Source organism: Nostoc sp. CALU 1950 (genome assembly GCF_051172895.1).
Taxonomy (GTDB): Bacteria; Cyanobacteriota; Cyanobacteriia; order Cyanobacteriales; family Nostocaceae; genus Nostoc; species Nostoc edaphicum_A.
The window spans coordinates 1-17,936 of sequence record NZ_JBDNJQ010000049.1; the positions used below are offsets into that span (position 1 = coordinate 1).

Consider the following 17,936-nt stretch of genomic DNA (forward strand, 5'->3'; position numbering starts at 1 on the left):
GATAAATCGCCGTCTCTACAAGGATCAATCTTTCGTCTTGACGGCGATTTATCGCGTCTCCTGTCTTAACCGAACCGTATTGTGACAGCCCCTACCAGTTAGCTTTAATTACGCCGACTTACTTAATGGTTTTCTTCTAACCACGCCTGAAACATCAACACATCCCACAAATAATTTTGCCAGTCTTGCTCAGATGAAAGATGTTCTGCCCATTTTTGGCGAATCGGCTGCGGATTCAAAAATCCTTGTTGCTGTAGCCGATTTTCATCTAGTAGGTTTTCAGCCCAGTCTCGTAAAGGAACGCGCAACCAACTATCAATCGGCATCCCAAACCCCATTTTTGGGCGCTCAATCAAGTTTTGAGGTACATACTTATACAAAATCTGACGCAATAGCCATTTACCCTGACCATTACGGATTTTCAGAGACAATGGTATGCGCCAAGCTAATTCCACTACGCGGTGATCTAAAAATGGTATTCGACTTTCTAAACTCACAGCCATGCTGGCTCGATCAACCTTGACTAGGATATCGTCTGGGAGATAATTCACTGTGTCAAGGTACATCATCTGGTGAATGAAATCGGGTAACTGCGATAATTGTTGGCGATCGCAGTAGTTCATCAAAGGCTTTAAACTATCTACTACTAATCCTTCTCGCTCCTTCCAATGAGAAATCATTTCTGTGTACAAAGCTTGGGCATCAGGAACAGCCAAAATTTCCGCAATCCAGTGCAATTTATCCCCAGGAGTAGGTTGCTTGAGTTTACTTGGTAGCAAGTCTTGAAAGTTAGCCAAAGCACAATTCCAAGTTTGAGGCGATAAGCTAGACAGGGTACATGCAGCAGTCTGGCGCAAGGTTGGAGGTATCCAGCCAATCTTTTGCCAAGTGCTGTCACCCCAAAAATAGCGTGTGTATCCCGCAAAGAGTTCATCGCCACCATCCCCAGAAAGGCTAACTGTTACGTCCTGTTTCGCAAGCTGGGATATTAAGAAAGTCGGAATTTGGGAACTGTCAGCGAAGGGTTCATCATAAAGTGTCGGTAGCTTTGGGATAACAGCAAGTGCATCTTTTGGGGTTACATAAAGTTCTGTATGGTCTGTACCTAAATGCTGTGCTACTGCTTTGGCATAATGTGCTTCATTGTAACTATCTTCATCAAAACCGATGGTAAATGTTTTCACCGATTGGTTACTTTGAGCTTGCATTAAAGCTACTACTGTGGAGGAATCAATCCCTCCTGAAAGAAAAGCTCCTAGTGGCACATCTGCAACCATCCGTAGTCCGACTGCATCTTGTAATAACGCCTCCATCTGTGCAACAGCTTCCATTTCCGACCCGGTGAAGGGTTCATTAACACCGAACTCAGCGGCTTTGATTGCAAACCAGTAGGGCACTGGATTGGGATGAGTATCCACGCCGTTCCAAGTGAGGATGGTTCCCGGTGGTAACTTATAGATACCTTCGTAGATTGAATAGGGTGCAGGAACGTAGTTATTTCGGAGATAAACCGCTAAAGCATCACGGTTGATTTTTGCTTGGAAAGCGGGATGAACTTTCAAAGCCTTTAACTCGGAACCAAATAGAAAAGTTTGGCCCATCCAACCATAATAGAGAGGTTTTTCACCCAAGCGATCGCGCCCTAAATGCAAAATTCGCTCTTGACGATCCCACAAGGCAAAGGCAAACATCCCATTAAAGCGCCCAATTGCCTCATGTAACCCCCACTGACTAAAACTAGCCAGCATCACCTCAGTATCAGAACGTCCCCTAAAATGATGGCCTAGTGATTCAAGTTGACGCTTTAACTCCAAAAAGTTATAAATTTCGCCATTAAAAACAATTACATAGCGACCATTCGCAGATATCATCGGCTGATGTCCTTCTGGCGAAAGGTCTACAATCGCCAGTCGTCGATGCCCCAAAGCCATACCTATCTCTGCATCAACCCAACTCCCGCCATTATCTGGCCCTCGATGTAAAAGCGTGTCTGACATCTGCTGAACTATGTAGCACAGTTCATCAGAGTTGACTTGTCTAGAGATATTCCAAAAACCAGCAATGCCACACATGGAATTTTAGCCTTCCAATTGAGTTTTTTTGTAAGAATTCAGCACCCAAGAGATCCTGAATTCTTAGAGGTTGTTTGAAAAGTGTTTCACTGTGACTTTAGGCACTTTTTGATCCCCCCTAACCCCCCTTGCAAAGGGGAGAACCGGAATCAAAGTCCCCCTTTTTAAGGGGGATTTAGGGGGATCTAAAATTTTTGATACCAACAAGATAACTTTTCAAACATCCTCTGACATTTTTTTGATTTTCATGATGAATTTCCTACTTTAAATCTTTGCTCTAACTCACTCGCCGCAGTCATAGCAGCCATTAATGAAAACATGATTAGGATGTAGCGTTCTTCTAAAATATTATGGCTAAATAGCCCCCAAAGAAGAATAAAAGCAGCAAAAGCCAAGCCAATATATTTAGTTTCACCGTGGGCATCTTGTATTACTGCATATACTAATACAGGTAAAATCAAAGCACCTAAAAATCCGTGGTCTGCCATGTAGTATAAATAGATATTGTGTGTAGATATGTTCATATTCCAGGTTAAAGTTGAAGCAATTCCATTACCAAAAATTGGATGCTCAGTAAACATCTGCCAAGCTAATTGAGCTACTTCTAAACGCGAATCAGCAGAATCTTCAGAATCAGAAGTTGAAACGTTTTGGAACCATGAAATTCTTTCAAGAGAGTTTTGACTCAAGCTCAAATTTCGTAATAGTTCTTCTGACCATTGTGAGCCTAAACTAATAATTATTGTTCCTACTCCCAACACCCAATAAAGTAATTTATTCAGATGCAGTACACGGGTGATAGTAAAAATAATAACTGTAACTAACCAGCCAAGAATAGCTCCTCTAGAAAATGTCAACAGCACCCCAATACCGATGATAGATACGAAAGGTAAACGATATATTGGTTGCAATAGACTCACACTAAAAATCATGCCAAGTACTAATGCAGCCCCATCATTATTGGGATTTAGATAAAATCCGGCAGACCGCCCACCAGTACCTAATGAATTAAATGCAATTGGATTAAAAAACTCATAAATGTTGTTGAATACAGCCATTAATACTGCAATAAAAATTGCCCATCTAGTCCAGAGATGAATATTATTATTTTTGGAGAAAATCAGGGACATTATTATGATAAATATCACTGACAAAATTCTTTTCCTTAATTCTTCAACAATAATTTCAGTAGGTATTGAAAATAGTATGAACCATAAACAAGAGACAACGAGAAAACCAAGACACCAAATAATTACAGGGCGTGGGATGTATTTTTTATTTGAAAGAAGCAATGGGGTGGAGGCAATACCAAAGAAGATAATCCAATACAACGGAGGTTGAGAGAAGATTCCTGATGTATACAAATAAGAATTAATTTCTGTGAAAAAAGTGAAAATAGCAACTATTGCCAGGGCACATTGATAATAAAATAGTAAATCTATTTTTTTACTTAGAGATGAATTCATGAGATAGACCAAGTAAAGCTGCTTCGGTTTTAAGGGCTAATTGAGCTACTGAGAAATGGTCAATAATTCGCTGTCGAATTTTGGTGCGATCGCACCCATAAATACCAATAGTTTCTATCAGCTTTTTCATAGCATTTTTCAAAGCCTCTGGATTTTTAGGAGGTACTACTACATCGATATCACCAACAATCCAAGCAGAATCACCTACATCTGTCACCACACAAGGTACACCGCAAGCCATCGCTTCTCCAATTACATTGGGGAATCCTTCTGTATAGGATGAAGAAACAACAATATCTAGGGCATTGTATATTGCAGGCATATCTGTACGCGCTTTTACCCAGATCACTTGATCAGAAATACCTAATTTATTAGCCAGTTCGTACAACTCCTGTGCATATTTTTCTGAGCCACTACCCACACAGACGAAACGGATATCCTGTCTCTCTTCAAAGAGTAATGCTGCTGCTTTAAGAAATGTGGGATGGTCTTTTCTTATATCTAGTCGCCCCACTAAACCGATTAAAATAATGTCTTGATAAATTCCCCATGAGCTTCGTATTTTTATCCGATCTTTTTGATCAGGTTTAAATAATTCGATATCAATACCATTAGGAATTACCGTCATCTTGTTAGCAGGAAATCCATGAGTGAGGTAATATGCTCGACCAGCATAAGAATTAACAATAATTAGGTCAGCAAAGCGAGATAAAAGACACTCTAACTGGAAAAGCAAACTACCTAACCAATCGTAAAAATTAGGTTCTACGTTAGATGAGCGTATTCCCCAAATCATGCGGGTTGAGGGAAAAAAAGGCTTCAATAAGATAGTGATTAAATTCGGTATTCCAATATATCCATGCAATATATCAGGATGTATACGTTGAAGATGCTGAAGAAGATCCCAAAAGAAGCCAAATAAATGCCAGCGCCCTTTTTTATCCAAACAGATTATAGGTATTCCATTATCTTTTAAGTCTTTATCTAAAGATAATAAACTACTAGGGTAAAAGCATAAAACAGTTATATCAAAGTATCGTTTTTCAAGAGCTTTTGCTAGTGTTACTAATTGTCTTTCGGCTCCTCCATAGTTAAGGTCACGAATGAGGAATACAATCTTTTTTTTCATGTATTTGAAAATATAAATTAGTTGCTAAATCTGGAAAACCTCTCTCTAAATCTCTCTCCTTTTAGGAGAGAGACTTTGAATTTCCCCCTTCCCGCGACGAGTTGGGGGTTAGGGGATTAGGTTTTTCATCGGCTTTTCCATACGTGAAAAGTCAGTAATAACTTCAGCTAACACTTCTTCCCACATTCCCATAATTTTCTCTACGCTAAATCGTTCGATTATTTCTGGCGCACGAACAGCTAAAGATTTCCGTTGTTCTTCATCAGATATCAGTCGTTCCATTGCTGCGGCTAATGCTGACACATCTTCATTTGGAACCAAGATGCCATCTATGCCATCACGAATAATCTCTCGTGGGCCACTGGGACAATCTGTAGAGATGACTGGTAATCCAGATGCCATCGCTTCGCAGAGGGCATTAGGAAAACCCTCAAAGCGGGAAGACATAACAAAAATCTCCGCTTGCTGCAAAAAATCATAGTTATTTTTCACCATTCCAGGGAAATAAACGCGATCGCTCAATCCAAGTTGGTTACGCAAAGATTCCAAGTCTGGGCGTAGTTTACCGTCTCCCAAAATTGTCAATGTCCATTCTGGATAACGATTATTCAGTTGTGCAAAGGCTTGCAGCAGTAAATCAAAGCCTTTCTCTGGGACAAAGCGTCCCATTGCAACGAGCGATCGCTCTCTTAAAACTTTGTCTGATGATTGTTTTTCTATCGGTGGTAATACAACCATATTAGGGATAATACAGCTATTATTTTGTAGCTCTAATGGGAAACAATCTCTTGCTCTTTTAGTTTGAAAAACAATCCGATCTGCAAATGGATAAGTCTGTTGTCGTAGTTGTTTCCAAGCCCCACCTAAATAACTTTTTATTGGATTACTACGTTCAGATATCACCACTGGTATATTCAACCATCGCGTTGTTAATAAAGTGATCGCATTAATTTTAGACATGAAACTAATCACAACATCTGGTTTGCTGTTGATAATTGCATTCCGTAATGTTCCGATGCGGTTCAAATTATTATAGATACCAATAATCGCATTGGGAGATTTACTAGCGATGCCTAACGGAGTGTACAGAACACGACTATCTAAATCAAATTGGGATATTTTATTATCATCAAATGTCAATATAGTAATTTGCCATCCCTTGGCTGCCCAGTAATTTGCCATGATTGACATGACACGTTCTGCACCACCATAAGTCAGTGAATAAATAATCAGTGTTAGTCTCATTTTTGTAAATAGTTAATTATTTTCAATTTGCTGAAAAATCTATTAGTTTTTTATTGGCAAAATAGGTTAAAAAGAAGAATGAGAAAATATAAACACAAGCAGTAGATAAAGCGATACCTGTAACACCCAACCATTGCATAAACACATAATTCAGAAAAATATTGATGCTTAAGTTACAAGCAGAACCCCACATCAATATATGATTTAATTGCATTGCAGAAATTAACCTAACAGCCAAAATTCCTGCGACATAAAAAGGTATTTGTAAGGCAAATGAATTTTGGATTTGAGCTACTAATTGAGTATCGTTAGCTGTAAACGAACCTCTTTGAAAGAGTATCTGGACTATAGACTCAGAAAATATAAACAAGAATCCTGCCAGTAAAGTAGTCGTGACAAAAATGATTTGCATATATCGCTTAAGTGTGCGATGTGTACCTATCCAATCCTTAGAAGCTACCATTTTGGAAAAATAGGGAATCACAGCAGTACTTAATGCTGTGGTAGCTAAAGATATCGGGAAGGCAATGAGCTTGTTACCGTAACTCAGTGCTGCTACACTACCAGGTGATAGCATTGCTGCCATAGATTGATCTACTAGATTTGTACTACACATCAGAAAGCCACCTGCAATCATTGGGAAATACTGGCTAACAACCTGACGTAGATGAGTATCAAACCCATACCATTTGGGAAGCCATGAAATGCCTTGTCGGTGTAGTGCTGCTCCTAAAAGAGTTATTTCTACTGCTGCACCGCAGACTAACCCCGCTGCTAAAGCGAAAATACCCCAAGATTTGAGCATTAAGAGCAATAAGACGCTAATAGTTGGAGTGAGAATAGGTGACAAAGCTGCTAGAGCAAAACGCTCTCCTGCGTTCAATACAGCGCTCCAGATGATAATAATCCCACTTAAGAGAACAAAAGGTGCGATCGCACAGAGCAAATGAAAAGTCATATCTAACTTTTCGGGACTGAACCCAGCAGCAATATATGGTAAATACAGGTGGGCGCTAGCTAGCATAACTATTGTCGTGATTCCTAATAGTCCCAAACCGCTGATTGTGGCTCCAGAGAAAAGCCTTTGGGCTACTTTTATACCTTCCTGCTCTCGTACCTGCATATAGACGGGTATAAGAGCAGTATTAAAAGAACCAGCAACGACATTAATGATAAAAGAAGGAACCAACAAGGCAATTAAAAATGCATCTAAGTCGTCTCCAGTACCAAATCTTTGAGCAACCACCAATTCTTTACCTACAGCCGCAACTTTCACCAATCCTGTTAATAAACCAACTATCATCGCTGCACCAAAAATTTGGCGATTGATAGAGCCGCTAGTCAGTTGCTTCCAGTAGTCAACTAAGCTTTGCAAACGCCACATTTTCATACCGTATTGGGAAGAATTTAGGGATTTCCAAGAAATAAATTATCCAATCTTGTGGGGTGGGCATCTTGCCCGCCTTTGACTATGGGCGGGCGAGACGCCCACCCCACAATAAATAGTTGTATATTTTTTATTTGGGAGTCCCTTAGAATTATTCAATCCGAAATCTAAAATCTAAAATTCGATAAGCGTAATAAAGGTAATTGAGATAAACTCATATAAATTTTCAACAAATGTAAATATAGTTTGCCCTTGATTGTGATGCCATTAATACAGTTAAAATTCTTGACAATTTCTCCACCAAATTTTTCTTTAAACTGATTAATACCTAATTTCTCCTGATCAGTGTTTCCGGTATACCAGCCTCCAAAATCATAAACGGAAATTCCTAAATTTTTAAATCTCACTATATCTTGCCAGTGGTGGTAACGATTCGCTCGTCCTAAAATCGATTGATAGGAAGTATCATTACTATTTTTAAGTGAAGCAGAATGCAAAAGGCGAACTCTATTATTACTACGATAATAAATGTGCCAAATTAAAGATTCTCCATTTTGTAACTTGATCCGGGAAATATCAATTGCGCCCGCATCTACACGATTTTGTAGCTGATTTCTATTAATCTTAGATAATCCTTTTTGAGAAGCAAAGGAATCATAAAAATCAGAAACTTGGTTGATAATATCAGAGTTTATATCCTCAAAATATTCATAAACAACCTGGTCTTTTTGCTCTGCTCGACGAATCTTATATCTATCATTGCTACTAATACTTTCCCATAGTTCATCCTGACTTTTAGTTAGGGCAATTAATCTTGTATGAAATTCATCAGACTGACCACCTTTAATAGGCTGTATCCATTGCCTATAATGGAGTACATCTACATTACTTAATTCTGGTGGATCTTCATCAAACCAGACTTCTCCTACTGAAAAGATAAATTTCTTTGTAACAATCAACATCTCTTTTTTCCTCACTTGATGATGAGAATTCAATTCATTAATACAGTAAAAATTCTTAATTATTAACCTTGAAACGAGCATTTATCCGTTTTTGCAAAATTGCTAATATTGAATTTTGTTTGATAACTAATCTATCTCGCTTTCCATCCACACATGCTATCCATTTATTTGTACCAATTTTGTGAGGATCAATATGGTGCATACCTATTTGATTCCAACCCATTCCACTTGCTTTGATCACTGGATTTCCTTTAACTGCTTTCTCTTGATAACTTGTCGTTGTCAGTTCAGTGATTTCAAATGCTCGAACTTTATTCCCATAAATACGCTCACAATCTTGGGTATATCTAATAATTTTGTCATCGAGTACTACAACTCTACCGGCTGGTCTTGTGTTGTTTTTATTTCCCTCAATAACAGGACTTTTAGGATGCTCAATCCAGCCACCTGTCAAATCTTGAGAATAATAAAGACGCAGAATATTCCGGTCTTCTGATGTTGCAGTCAATAGCCACCACAGATTATTGTATTGAAAAATACTAGGATCTACAAAATCTTTGTTATCAAGTAAGGTTTTGATAAACGTCCATTTTTTTGGGAAATTAGTTGCTTTATATAAACGAATAGAATCGGCTTGAGAAGTTTCTGGAATCATATAGTATTCGTTTTGAAATTTGAACACGTATGGATAAGATAAGTGAAACGGTTCATCAAGTACAATTTGTTGGTAATTCCATTTATATGCATCGTTGCTAGTTGCTAATCCGATTACTCCTTTATTTTGAAAACTATTTAGTACTTCAAAAAACATATACCAAATGCCATCCTCACAAACCATAAATGGGTCAGCAACAAAGTGAGCGGGGACATCTGTGATATCCTTAGCAGTCAAAACTGGATTACTGATTTTTTCTGGACAAGCAAAATCAAAAAGAGATTCACCTGTATAGATTCCAATTGACCAGTCACTTCTTCTTGTGACAAAAGTCTTGGCTATATTTTTAATTCCAGTCAAATATCTATCGTTAACTCTAGAGAATTTATCCAATGCTTGTAATCTACTATTAGTTTGATAGTTTTTGTACATATTTATTCTTCTACCTTCCATTTTAAATTTGTCATTGTTGTACCCTATTTACGGTTTTACCTGTGCCAGTATTCTGACAGAAGTATTGCTGGGAATATTTGCTGCCGCATAACTTTCTAAGTGTTTTGGTTTATATCCTGGCACTAGTTCTTCAAGCAAACGCAGAATAAAACTCGTATCGTTTTTAGCTGCTGCTTGACATAAAGTCGCTACAGTAATAGACAAATTTTCTGGAATCATCTTACTAGCATTTTTTACTACTAACAGTTTTTCGTGTTGGGTTGGTTCATATTCTTCTCCAGGAATAAATAATTCCTCAAATAACTTTTCACCTGGACGTAAACCAGTAAATACAATCTCAATATCTTGGTTAACTTCGTATCCTGAAAGGCGAATTAGTTCTTTAGCTAAGTCAACAATTTTCACAGGTTTACCCATATTCAACATTAAGACTTCACCACCACGACCAAGTACAGTAGCCTGCAAAACTAGTTGAACGGCCTCTGGAATTGTCATGAAATAACGACGAATCTCTGGATGGGTAACGGTTACTGGCCCGCCTGTTGCAATTTGTTTTTTAAAGGTGGGAACTACACTACCTCGACTACCTAAAACGTTGCCAAAGCGCACCGTAACGTAAGGCTTACCACTTTCTCTTGCGGCTTGCAGCACTAACATTTCGGCGACTCTCTTACTAGCACCCATAACATTAGTAGGATTAACTGCTTTGTCTGTAGAAATCATCACGAAATGTTTCACATCATATTGCAGTGATAGTTCTAGTAAATTTTTTGTCCCCATGACATTGTTGGTGATTGCTTCTACTGGATTTAATTCCATCAGAGGGACGTGTTTATGAGCCGCAGCGTGAAAAATTACATCAGGTTGGAATAGCTCGAATGCATGTTCTAATCGAGACTTAAAGCGAATATCTGCAATAAAAGTGGAAATACGAGGAGTGTCTCTTGAAGATTTACCCTCATTTTCGATAACTTGAATAAGTTGTTCTAGTTCTTGTTGGATATTGAACACAGAATTTTCTCCATGTCCTACAAGGATCATTTCAGCAGGATTGCATTTAAAAATTTGGCGGCAAAGTTCGCTACCAATTGATCCACCTGAGCCTGTGATCAGTACTGTTTTACCTTTGAGAAATTGAGCAACTTGATCAATATCTATTTGTACAGGTTCTCGTCTGAGTAAATCTTCAATTCGTACATCCCGAATGCTGTCAACTCGCACACGACCATTGAGGATTTCATGTATGCCTGGTAAAGTGCTAGTTTGAGTTCCAGTTGCTTTGCAAATATCTAGAATTTCCCGAATGACTCTACCTGTAACTGTAGGCATCGCAATGATAACTTTATGAATTTTGAGAGATTTTAAAACATCAGGAATTTGATAGCGATCGCCTACTACAGGAATGCCACGTATATATGCGCGAAACTTGCGCGGATCATCGTCAATAAAAGCAACGGGATGAAACCCTAATTGAGGATTTCTTTGCATTTCTTGTACAAGAGAAACGCCAGCATTGCCAGCACCAACTATCAACACACGGTCTTGTGGCTTAAATACTGTACGTTGCTGGCTGATTCTTTCTACAATCCGAATACTGAAACGCAAACCACCAATAAAAAGAAACGAAAGTAAACCGTCGATTAATGGTAGTGATTGTGGCAGTTTATCCATTGCTAAATACGGTATAAATCGCATAGCATCAAAGAATACAGCTTGAACTATTACCGCAATACCTATTAGCACAGTTATATATAGAAGTTCTTCAATACTGGCATAGCGCCAGTAAAGTCTATAAAAACCAAAATTCCACAATACAGTTAGTTTGACTGCTAAAAAAAGTATTGTTGCAATTCCTAGTCTTGCTTTATACTCTTGAATGGAAAAATTGCCATTTAAGCATAGATTGAGAGCAAAAAAGGCTGTAAATGAAAAAACAATAGTATCAAAAAGAAACAAATGTTTGTTTTTTAAATCTAGCAATTTTATCAACAAGCTGCTAATTAATTTTTGAGGTAGCCAGTGAGAAACAAATAATAAGCAATCCATGTATGTAAAAGCCTCCAAGATAATTTAAGTAAGTAATCATCTCAATTAATTAGAAATATTCCAAGTTTTTCTAGACAAGTAAATATAGCCAGTTAACACTATTTTAAAAATGTTGTCACTGTCAATCTACCCTATGAATATAATCGTTTTAGGGAATTTTAACCTGTCACATTTTACTAAATCAGCATTAGACTATTAATGTCTATAAATAGCTTCTATAAATCAATACATTTTAGTTAATGATTATTTTTATATCCTTCCAAACATGTTGCAAATAGCTCGATTCTGTATTATTTTGTTCAATGAGTTATTGTGGTTAAATCAAACATTTTAAATCAAGCAATAGCTATGTTCACTACTATTAGGAATAGTATAGAAATCATATTTAATTTATGGAAAAATCTCAGTTGTCTTGTAGGGTGTGTTAGCAGAGCGTAACTCACCACAATATTGGAATGATGCCGTACTCTCAGCGATGACACACTCTACGTGTATTTCAAAAATCAAATACTAGTCCTATAGCTGTTGTTAATGTTTTATCTTTCAAAGCTTTTCCAGATTAAATTTGCATAATTAGGGTGGACAAGATGCCCACACAAGAGTTATATAAATTTTAGATATGCAAACTAAATGTGGTTTAGCTTATTAACTTTGTAGCAGTTTTTTATTAGTCGCGTCATGCCAATTTGGCGTAACTTATGCATATAAAAAGACATAACCGCATATGCTTAATTGTATGCTAGTAGTTATTGTTACTTCTCTATTGATTTAAACTTGCAAAAGTCCCTGATCCCCCTTAAAAAGGCTTGCTCTAATTCCCTCCTTTTTAAGGTTAGAGAGAATCAAGTTTTAACCCAAGCGTATTCTCTTAAGGAAGATATTTATTTTTTTCAGTTCTCAAAGCAGAAGTCATAGTAACAATTGCCACTATGACTTCTACTGTGTTTGATTTATGTGGTTGCTGTTGAGTATTTCTGAGTCTTGATTTAAATTCCCAACTAAACCTTTGCTTCCAAAGATTTGAGTAACTCGGTATTCACGCCCGACTCACGAGTTAGGGCAATTTTGCCAGTGCGGGCAATTTCTTTCAAACCAAATTTTTGCAACACCTGCACGATCGCTACCATTTTACCTGGATCTCCCACAACTTCTAAGGTGAGAGAATCTTCCGCCACGTCCACGACTCGCGCCCGGAAAATCTGAGACAGTTCGATCACTTCTGAGCGATTGCTGCTACTAGCATTGACTTTCAAAAGCATCAATTCCCTCTCGACGCAAGGAGTTTCGGTAATGTCCTGTACTTTTAGGACATTGACTAACTTGTACAGTTGCTTGGTGAGTTGCTCGATAACGCGATCGTCACCAGGGACAACCATCGTAATTCGGGAGACTCCTCCTTGTTCAGCAGGGCCAACAGCAAGGCTTTCAATATTAAAGCCGCGACGCGCAAATAAACCAGAAATGCGGGAAAGAACACCCGCCTCATCTTCTACAAGAACCGAAAGAGTATGTTTCATCTTCGCCAACAGAGGCTAGAGCAGGAATTGAGTAACGCAGACACTAGCTAAGGGCTACGCTAGAGGTACTACCGCACTAAATTGTTAGTGCGACCTTCTATTTTAAACTTAATGGTTGCACTCATTGCATTCTCTAAAGAGAAATTGGACAGAAATCATACTCCAAGCATGAATTGAATGGAATGTATATCTTTTCATTGGCAGATGCCGAGCTTCTGTAAAACTTTTATACTTACGTTTAATGAGTCTCTAATTAGGAGAAAAGTTTATATGAGTTGGTTAAAAAGACTGTTTGGAATGGAAAAACCTCAAAATGCACAGGTAAATCCGACTGCACAGGCCATACCGCAAGCTCCAAGTACTAGCGTTGCACCTACTGCTACTCAATCTATACCCCCAGAACGTCTGGGATTAAACGGGGAATACGACCAAAGTGGGTTGGCAAAGCGGGTAGCGTTGGCATTTGATGAAGATCCCCAACTCGATGATGTTAACACCCTTTGGGTAGCTCAAACGGGTAGCACTGTAGTGTTGAAAGGTAAAGTTCCCAGTCAAGAAATTCTTAATAAGATGGTTTCTGTGGCTAATTCTGTGCATGGCACTACAGATGTTGACACTAACCAAGCCACGATTGGCTAGGTGTCAAAGAATTTAAAGGTATTAGTGATGCGATCGCTCCCATTGCATAATATTTAGGGGATATTAGAGAATAACCAACGGTTGGCGATGCCTGCGACGGGCTTCTCTACGAGACGCTACGCGAACGCCTACGCTAACCCATCTTCTCAATCCAATCTAAAATAGCTTGGTTGACTTGTTCTGGACATTCATCATGGGGACAATGCCCTACATCCTCTAGATTCAGCACTTCCAGTTTCTCGTTGTACTGGGCAAATTGGCTAGCAAGGGCTGGCGGAACAAACCGATCTTTTTGTCCCCAAATTAACAGCATCGGAATTGTTAAGGTTGGTAACACTGTCTTGACACTGGGACTAAAATTAATTCCGATCGCAGCTTTGAACAAAGCACTAAACGCCCTAGCAGAACCCCGGTCTTGGGGAGGCCCTGCTAAAATTTCGATCAGTTCATCGGTAATCGCCTCTGGGTTAGCGTAGGCGAGACTAGCCCAGCGGCGCAGCACGCCAGGACGGCGCACGAAGTTAAACACAGGTTTAAGTATCAACGGCGAAGCGACAACATTTTTAATTGCTCTGACGAGTGGGCGCAGCACAGGAGGAATTGCTTCTTGTTCTAATGACGGGTCGGGTAAACTCATCATCACCATACCCCGCACCATATCAGGATGGGTGGCAGCAGCGGCCATAGAAATCAGTGAACCGTTGGAATTACCTATTAATATTGCCGGTTGACGGATAAATGTTTTCCAGAAGTCGTAAACTTGCTCTACCCAGAGTTCAATGCTGTAATTAGCTGCGGCTTTTTCAGAAGCGCCAAAACCCAGCATATCGATGGCGTAAACTGTGTGATGCTCACCCAACACCTCTAAATTATGTCTCCAATGACCAATGGAAGCACCAAAGCCATGTAACAGAATCAGAGGTGTTGTATTGTGGTGATTTTGGCTAGGGCGAATGTAAGTGTAGCGGGTTTGCCAGCCGTGCCAAATCCAATCTCTTTGATTACCAACTCGTTCCTGCCAGTGTAGCGTAGTGGTCACACTTACCTCCGATTTATCAGCGTTGAAATCCCATTATTAAGAATTGGGGATTGGGGATTAGGGATTGGGGATTAGGGATTGGGCATTGGGCATTGAGCATTGCTTATTCCCAGTCCCCAGTCCCCATTCCCCATTCCCCAGTCCCCATTCCCTATTTACTTAACAAATTGCGGCATAATTTCGGCAGCGGTGAAGATTCCATAGATGCCGCGTTGATGCAATTGTCTACCAGCTTTGAGATAGCCGAAAGCAGGGCCGCAGACATTTGCTGCCATGCTGGTTTCATCTCCAAGAGTAAAAGTATGGGTAGAAATTTTCCCTTCAAAGGTACGTCCTGTTACCTTCACATTGGTGCTGAGGGGCTTTTTGGGATTGCGGGTATCGACTACACCACCAACTGTAACGCGATCGCGCCCCACTATCCCTGCCACTTCTAACATCACATCATCAGCATGTTCCATATTTGTCAATGTCAGCACACCATTAGTTTTATCTAGTAGTGCTTCTACTTCGGCGTCAGTCATCGCCCTAGCAGTTTCCACTGTATAACCAGGCATGTGGCCGATGTCCTCCCGAACGGTGGCGCGGTAAGCTTCCCAGTTAGCAATTCCCACCCCAAAGGTAATTTCAACTTGATGAATTTCGGCGTAGCTTTGGGCGGCTAAAGCTGCTGCTGCTGTTAGTAGTCCAGGTGTAGCACCACATCCTGTCATGTAGGTAATCCCAGCGGCTTGCAGTTCCTCTTTCATCGCGAGGAGTTGTTCTACAGCAGTGGTGCGTTTAATCGCATCTACTAATACTCCACGCCAACCAGATTTGATAAACTGCTTGGCGACAGTGGGAATAAAGTCATTTGGCAGGTTGGGTAAAGCCAAAAAATACCCATCTACTTCAGCTATTTCGATTAAATCCTGAATACTTTGATTTGTTAAAGTACCAACTGGCTCTAAATAACCCACCGAACCTTCGGATTGATAGGTTGCAATGGATGCCTCAGTATTTAAACCGTCAGCAGCATAAGCGTAGCCTTTTTGATCTGCTGCTGCGACTAAAATCATTTCCCGTTTGCCAGCAACTACCTTGGCGGCTGCTTGTCCGAGTCCGCCGAAACCCAGTACTCCCACGCGTATCGCTGGTGAAATATTTAGAGAATTTTTGATTTGTTCAGAATTCATAGTCAATTCGTTAAGTTGAATCAAAAGGCTTTGACACTCTGCATCCCAGCTTCCGGCTTTTAACTGGTGGCTGATGGCTGATAGCTCAAAGCTATAGAGATTAATTATGATTCATTATCCTGGGTTCTTTGGCTTGATATTGCAGATATTTATCTGTTTCTTGACACTCTCCTGGCTCAAGCCACGGAAATTCTTGGTTTAACGAGTCCACAATGAATAAGTTAGCGTTTGCACAAGCCTATACAAACAAATTATCCTTCACTTCTTCGCCTGTATTACTTGTAAACTACCACCTGCATATAAAGTTGGCTTACCCACTTCAAAGCCAGTCTTAGTTAACAACTCAGCTAAATCAGTTTTGAGCAATTCCCAAGCTGTTTCCGTCTCAAACAACCACAAAAACATTGATACCCCAGGCCAAAATATCGGATTTGTCGGAGCATGAAAATCCACTAGCGTAAACACCCCTCCTGGCTTTAGCACCCGATAAATTTCATTAATAATTTTTCGTAATTGCTGAGGCTGCATTTCATGTAATGCAACACTGGTATGCACCACATCAAAGAGATTATCTGCAAATGGCATCTCCTCGGCAAAAGCTTCTATATATGAAGCTGAGGGTACATTTTGCCGCGCCCGTTGTAAAGACTTGGGTGAGGCGTCTAACCCTGTTACATTTTGTGAAATTTTTACCAAAAATTCCGTCGTTTGACCACTGCCGCAACACAAATCTAATATCTGAGTATCTGAGTGAATTGTTAAGCCTTGCAAAGCAAGTTGCCGAAAACGGGTTTCACCACCTACACTTAAGGCTGCTAAACGAGAGATACCATCATATAACCACTGATAGCGGTAACTCCAATCCCTTAAAATTGTTGCCATTGCATATTTCCTTGCTATTAAGCTTTATATTTAATAAAGATATATTGTTAACATTAGTAAAAAACCTGAAAAGATTGGGGGAAAGTAACTGCTATGGGTCGTGTAGGCGTCTTATTACTCAATCTCGGTGGCCCCGATAAGCTAGAGGATGTCGGGCCGTTTTTATACAACCTATTTTCCGATCCGGAAATTATTCGCCTACCATTTCGCTGGTTGCAAAAACCCCTAGCCTGGTTTATTGCCACGCGGCGAACCAGAACATCTCAAGAAAATTATAAGCAAATCGGTGGTGGTTCACCATTGCGGCGGATCACAGAAGCCCAAGGTGAAGCTTTAAAAGAACAGTTAGGTTTTCTGGGGCAAGAAGTTAAAATTTATGTGGGAATGCGTTATTGGCATCCCTATACAGAAGAGGCGATCGCACAGATCAGCCAAGATAACGTAGAACACCTGGTAATATTACCACTATATCCCCAGTTTTCTATCAGTACCAGTGGTTCCAGCTTCCGGCTTTTAGAAAAGCTTTGGCAAGAAGACCCAAAACTTCAACCGATTGATTACACCGTCATTCCTTCTTGGTACAAACAACCAGGCTACCTGCAAGCAATGGCGCAACTCATAGCCCAGGAACTTGAGCAGTACCCTAACCCGGATGAGGTTCATATATTCTTCAGCGCTCACGGCGTTCCAAAAAGCTACGTTGAGGAAGCAGGCGACCCTTACCAGGTAGAAATTGAAGAGTGTACTGCGTTGATTATGCAGACACTCAATCGGCCCAATCCCCACACCTTAGCTTACCAAAGCCGTGTTGGCCCAGTAGAATGGCTCCAACCCTATACTGAAGATGCCCTCAAAGAACTAGGCGCAGAAGGCGTGAAAGATTTGGTTGTCGTGCCTATCAGTTTTGTCTCAGAGCATATCGAGACACTACAAGAAATCGATATTGAGTATCGAGAAGTAGCCGAAGAATCAGGAATTCACAACTTCCGCCGCGTACCGGCTCCCAATACCCATCCAGTATTTATTAATGCACTAGCCGAATTAGTGATTGATGCGCTGAGAAACCCCAGTTTCAAGCTTTCCCAAGCTGCTCAAATGAAAAAAATGGTAAAGATGTACCCTCAAGAGCGTTGGGAGTGGGGTCTGACGACTAGCGCTGAAGTATGGAATGGTCGGATTGCTATGCTCGGTTTTATTGCCTTAATCATCGAGCTAATTACTGGTCATGGCTTCTTGCACATGATTGGAATTTTGCAATAAAGGGCATTG

14 protein-coding genes are annotated in these 17,936 nt (G+C 39.9%); 2 read left to right on the forward strand and 12 right to left on the reverse strand.

Translation table 11 applies throughout. From position 1 onward, the window contains the following. Positions 1-122: 122 nt before the first annotated feature. The 9 genes from asnB to ilvN all read right to left on the reverse strand — a co-directional run bounded on the left by asnB (position 123) and on the right by ilvN (position 12,932). Positions 123-2,072, reverse strand: coding sequence for an asparagine synthase (glutamine-hydrolyzing) (asnB, locus tag ABF638_RS15235; protein ID WP_435023568.1), 1,950 nt, complete (start codon positions 2,070-2,072; stop codon positions 123-125). Between the two features lie 245 nt (positions 2,073-2,317). Further along, the gene (locus ABF638_RS15240) at positions 2,318-3,538 is read right to left on the reverse strand and encodes an O-antigen ligase family protein (protein ID WP_435023570.1); all 1,221 of its coding nucleotides are present in this window, start codon (positions 3,536-3,538) and stop codon (positions 2,318-2,320) included. Further along, complete coding sequence (locus ABF638_RS15245) at positions 3,519-4,667, reverse strand: glycosyltransferase (RefSeq protein WP_435023572.1); 1,149 nt, start codon at positions 4,665-4,667, stop codon at positions 3,519-3,521. Before ABF638_RS15245 ends, ABF638_RS15240 begins: the two co-directional genes overlap by 20 nt. 108 nt (positions 4,668-4,775) lie before the next feature. Next, entirely contained in the window at positions 4,776-5,912 is a 1,137-nt protein-coding gene (locus tag ABF638_RS15250) for a glycosyltransferase family 4 protein (RefSeq protein ID WP_435023574.1), read from the reverse strand. A 22-nt stretch (positions 5,913-5,934) separates the two neighbouring features. Next, the gene (murJ, locus tag ABF638_RS15255; protein ID WP_435023576.1) at positions 5,935-7,296 is read right to left on the reverse strand and encodes a murein biosynthesis integral membrane protein MurJ; all 1,362 of its coding nucleotides are present in this window, start codon (positions 7,294-7,296) and stop codon (positions 5,935-5,937) included. 170 nt (positions 7,297-7,466) lie between these two features. Beyond that, the gene (locus ABF638_RS15260; RefSeq protein WP_435023578.1) at positions 7,467-8,261 is read right to left on the reverse strand and encodes a hypothetical protein; all 795 of its coding nucleotides are present in this window, start codon (positions 8,259-8,261) and stop codon (positions 7,467-7,469) included. A gap of 55 nt (positions 8,262-8,316) precedes the next feature. Beyond that, entirely contained in the window at positions 8,317-9,348 is a 1,032-nt protein-coding gene (locus tag ABF638_RS15265) for a glucosamine inositolphosphorylceramide transferase family protein (protein ID WP_435023580.1), read from the reverse strand. Positions 9,349-9,396: 48 nt separating this feature from the next. Further along, positions 9,397-11,415: a polysaccharide biosynthesis protein gene (locus ABF638_RS15270; RefSeq protein WP_435023581.1), complete on the reverse strand. Its 2,019-nt coding sequence runs from the start codon at positions 11,413-11,415 to the stop codon at positions 9,397-9,399. A 998-nt stretch (positions 11,416-12,413) separates the two neighbouring features. Next, positions 12,414-12,932 (reverse strand): acetolactate synthase small subunit, encoded by a 519-nt coding sequence (ilvN, locus tag ABF638_RS15275; protein ID WP_069069184.1) that lies wholly within the window; start codon positions 12,930-12,932, stop codon positions 12,414-12,416. Between the two features lie 270 nt (positions 12,933-13,202). Here ilvN and ABF638_RS15280 point away from each other — a divergent pair, with 270 nt between their 5' ends. Beyond that, entirely contained in the window at positions 13,203-13,571 is a 369-nt protein-coding gene (locus ABF638_RS15280) for a phospholipid-binding protein (protein ID WP_435023584.1), read from the forward strand. A gap of 133 nt (positions 13,572-13,704) precedes the next feature. On the opposite strand, the gene ABF638_RS15285 is transcribed toward ABF638_RS15280, so the two are convergent. From ABF638_RS15285 to ABF638_RS15295, 3 genes are all read right to left on the reverse strand, one after another. Beyond that, the gene (locus ABF638_RS15285; protein WP_181929063.1) at positions 13,705-14,610 is read right to left on the reverse strand and encodes an alpha/beta fold hydrolase; all 906 of its coding nucleotides are present in this window, start codon (positions 14,608-14,610) and stop codon (positions 13,705-13,707) included. A 155-nt stretch (positions 14,611-14,765) separates the two neighbouring features. Continuing rightward, complete coding sequence (gene bioU / locus ABF638_RS15290) at positions 14,766-15,785, reverse strand: (S)-8-amino-7-oxononanoate synthase BioU (RefSeq protein WP_435023586.1); 1,020 nt, start codon at positions 15,783-15,785, stop codon at positions 14,766-14,768. Positions 15,786-16,043: 258 nt separating this feature from the next. Then, complete coding sequence (locus ABF638_RS15295; RefSeq protein ID WP_435023588.1) at positions 16,044-16,667, reverse strand: class I SAM-dependent methyltransferase; 624 nt, start codon at positions 16,665-16,667, stop codon at positions 16,044-16,046. A 93-nt stretch (positions 16,668-16,760) separates the two neighbouring features. Here ABF638_RS15295 and hemH point away from each other — a divergent pair, with 93 nt between their 5' ends. Next, entirely contained in the window at positions 16,761-17,927 is a 1,167-nt protein-coding gene (gene hemH, locus ABF638_RS15300; protein ID WP_435023589.1) for a ferrochelatase, read from the forward strand. Positions 17,928-17,936 lie beyond the last annotated feature (9 nt).

Bases quoted from the DNA above. Each gene is read 5' to 3' on its own strand.
- ABF638_RS15245 (WP_435023572.1), bottom strand. From the start codon at position 4,667: ATGAAAAAAAAGATTGTATTCCTCATTCGTGACCTTAACTATGGAGGA.
- ilvN (WP_069069184.1), bottom strand. From the start codon at position 12,932: ATGAAACATACTCTTTCGGTTCTTGTAGAAGATGAGGCGGGTGTTCTT.
- ABF638_RS15240 (WP_435023570.1), bottom strand. From the start codon at position 3,538: ATGAATTCATCTCTAAGTAAAAAAATAGATTTACTATTTTATTATCAA.
- ABF638_RS15250 (WP_435023574.1), bottom strand. From the start codon at position 5,912: ATGAGACTAACACTGATTATTTATTCACTGACTTATGGTGGTGCAGAA.
- ABF638_RS15265 (WP_435023580.1), bottom strand. From the start codon at position 9,348: ATGTACAAAAACTATCAAACTAATAGTAGATTACAAGCATTGGATAAA.
- ABF638_RS15295 (WP_435023588.1), bottom strand. From the start codon at position 16,667: ATGGCAACAATTTTAAGGGATTGGAGTTACCGCTATCAGTGGTTATAT.
- murJ (WP_435023576.1), bottom strand. From the start codon at position 7,296: ATGTGGCGTTTGCAAAGCTTAGTTGACTACTGGAAGCAACTGACTAGC.
- asnB (WP_435023568.1), bottom strand. From the start codon at position 2,072: ATGTGTGGCATTGCTGGTTTTTGGAATATCTCTAGACAAGTCAACTCT.
- ABF638_RS15270 (WP_435023581.1), bottom strand. From the start codon at position 11,415: ATGGATTGCTTATTATTTGTTTCTCACTGGCTACCTCAAAAATTAATT.
- hemH (WP_435023589.1), top strand. From the start codon at position 16,761: ATGGGTCGTGTAGGCGTCTTATTACTCAATCTCGGTGGCCCCGATAAG.
- ABF638_RS15260 (WP_435023578.1), bottom strand. From the start codon at position 8,261: ATGTTGATTGTTACAAAGAAATTTATCTTTTCAGTAGGAGAAGTCTGG.
- bioU (WP_435023586.1), bottom strand. From the start codon at position 15,785: ATGAATTCTGAACAAATCAAAAATTCTCTAAATATTTCACCAGCGATA.
- ABF638_RS15280 (WP_435023584.1), top strand. From the start codon at position 13,203: ATGAGTTGGTTAAAAAGACTGTTTGGAATGGAAAAACCTCAAAATGCA.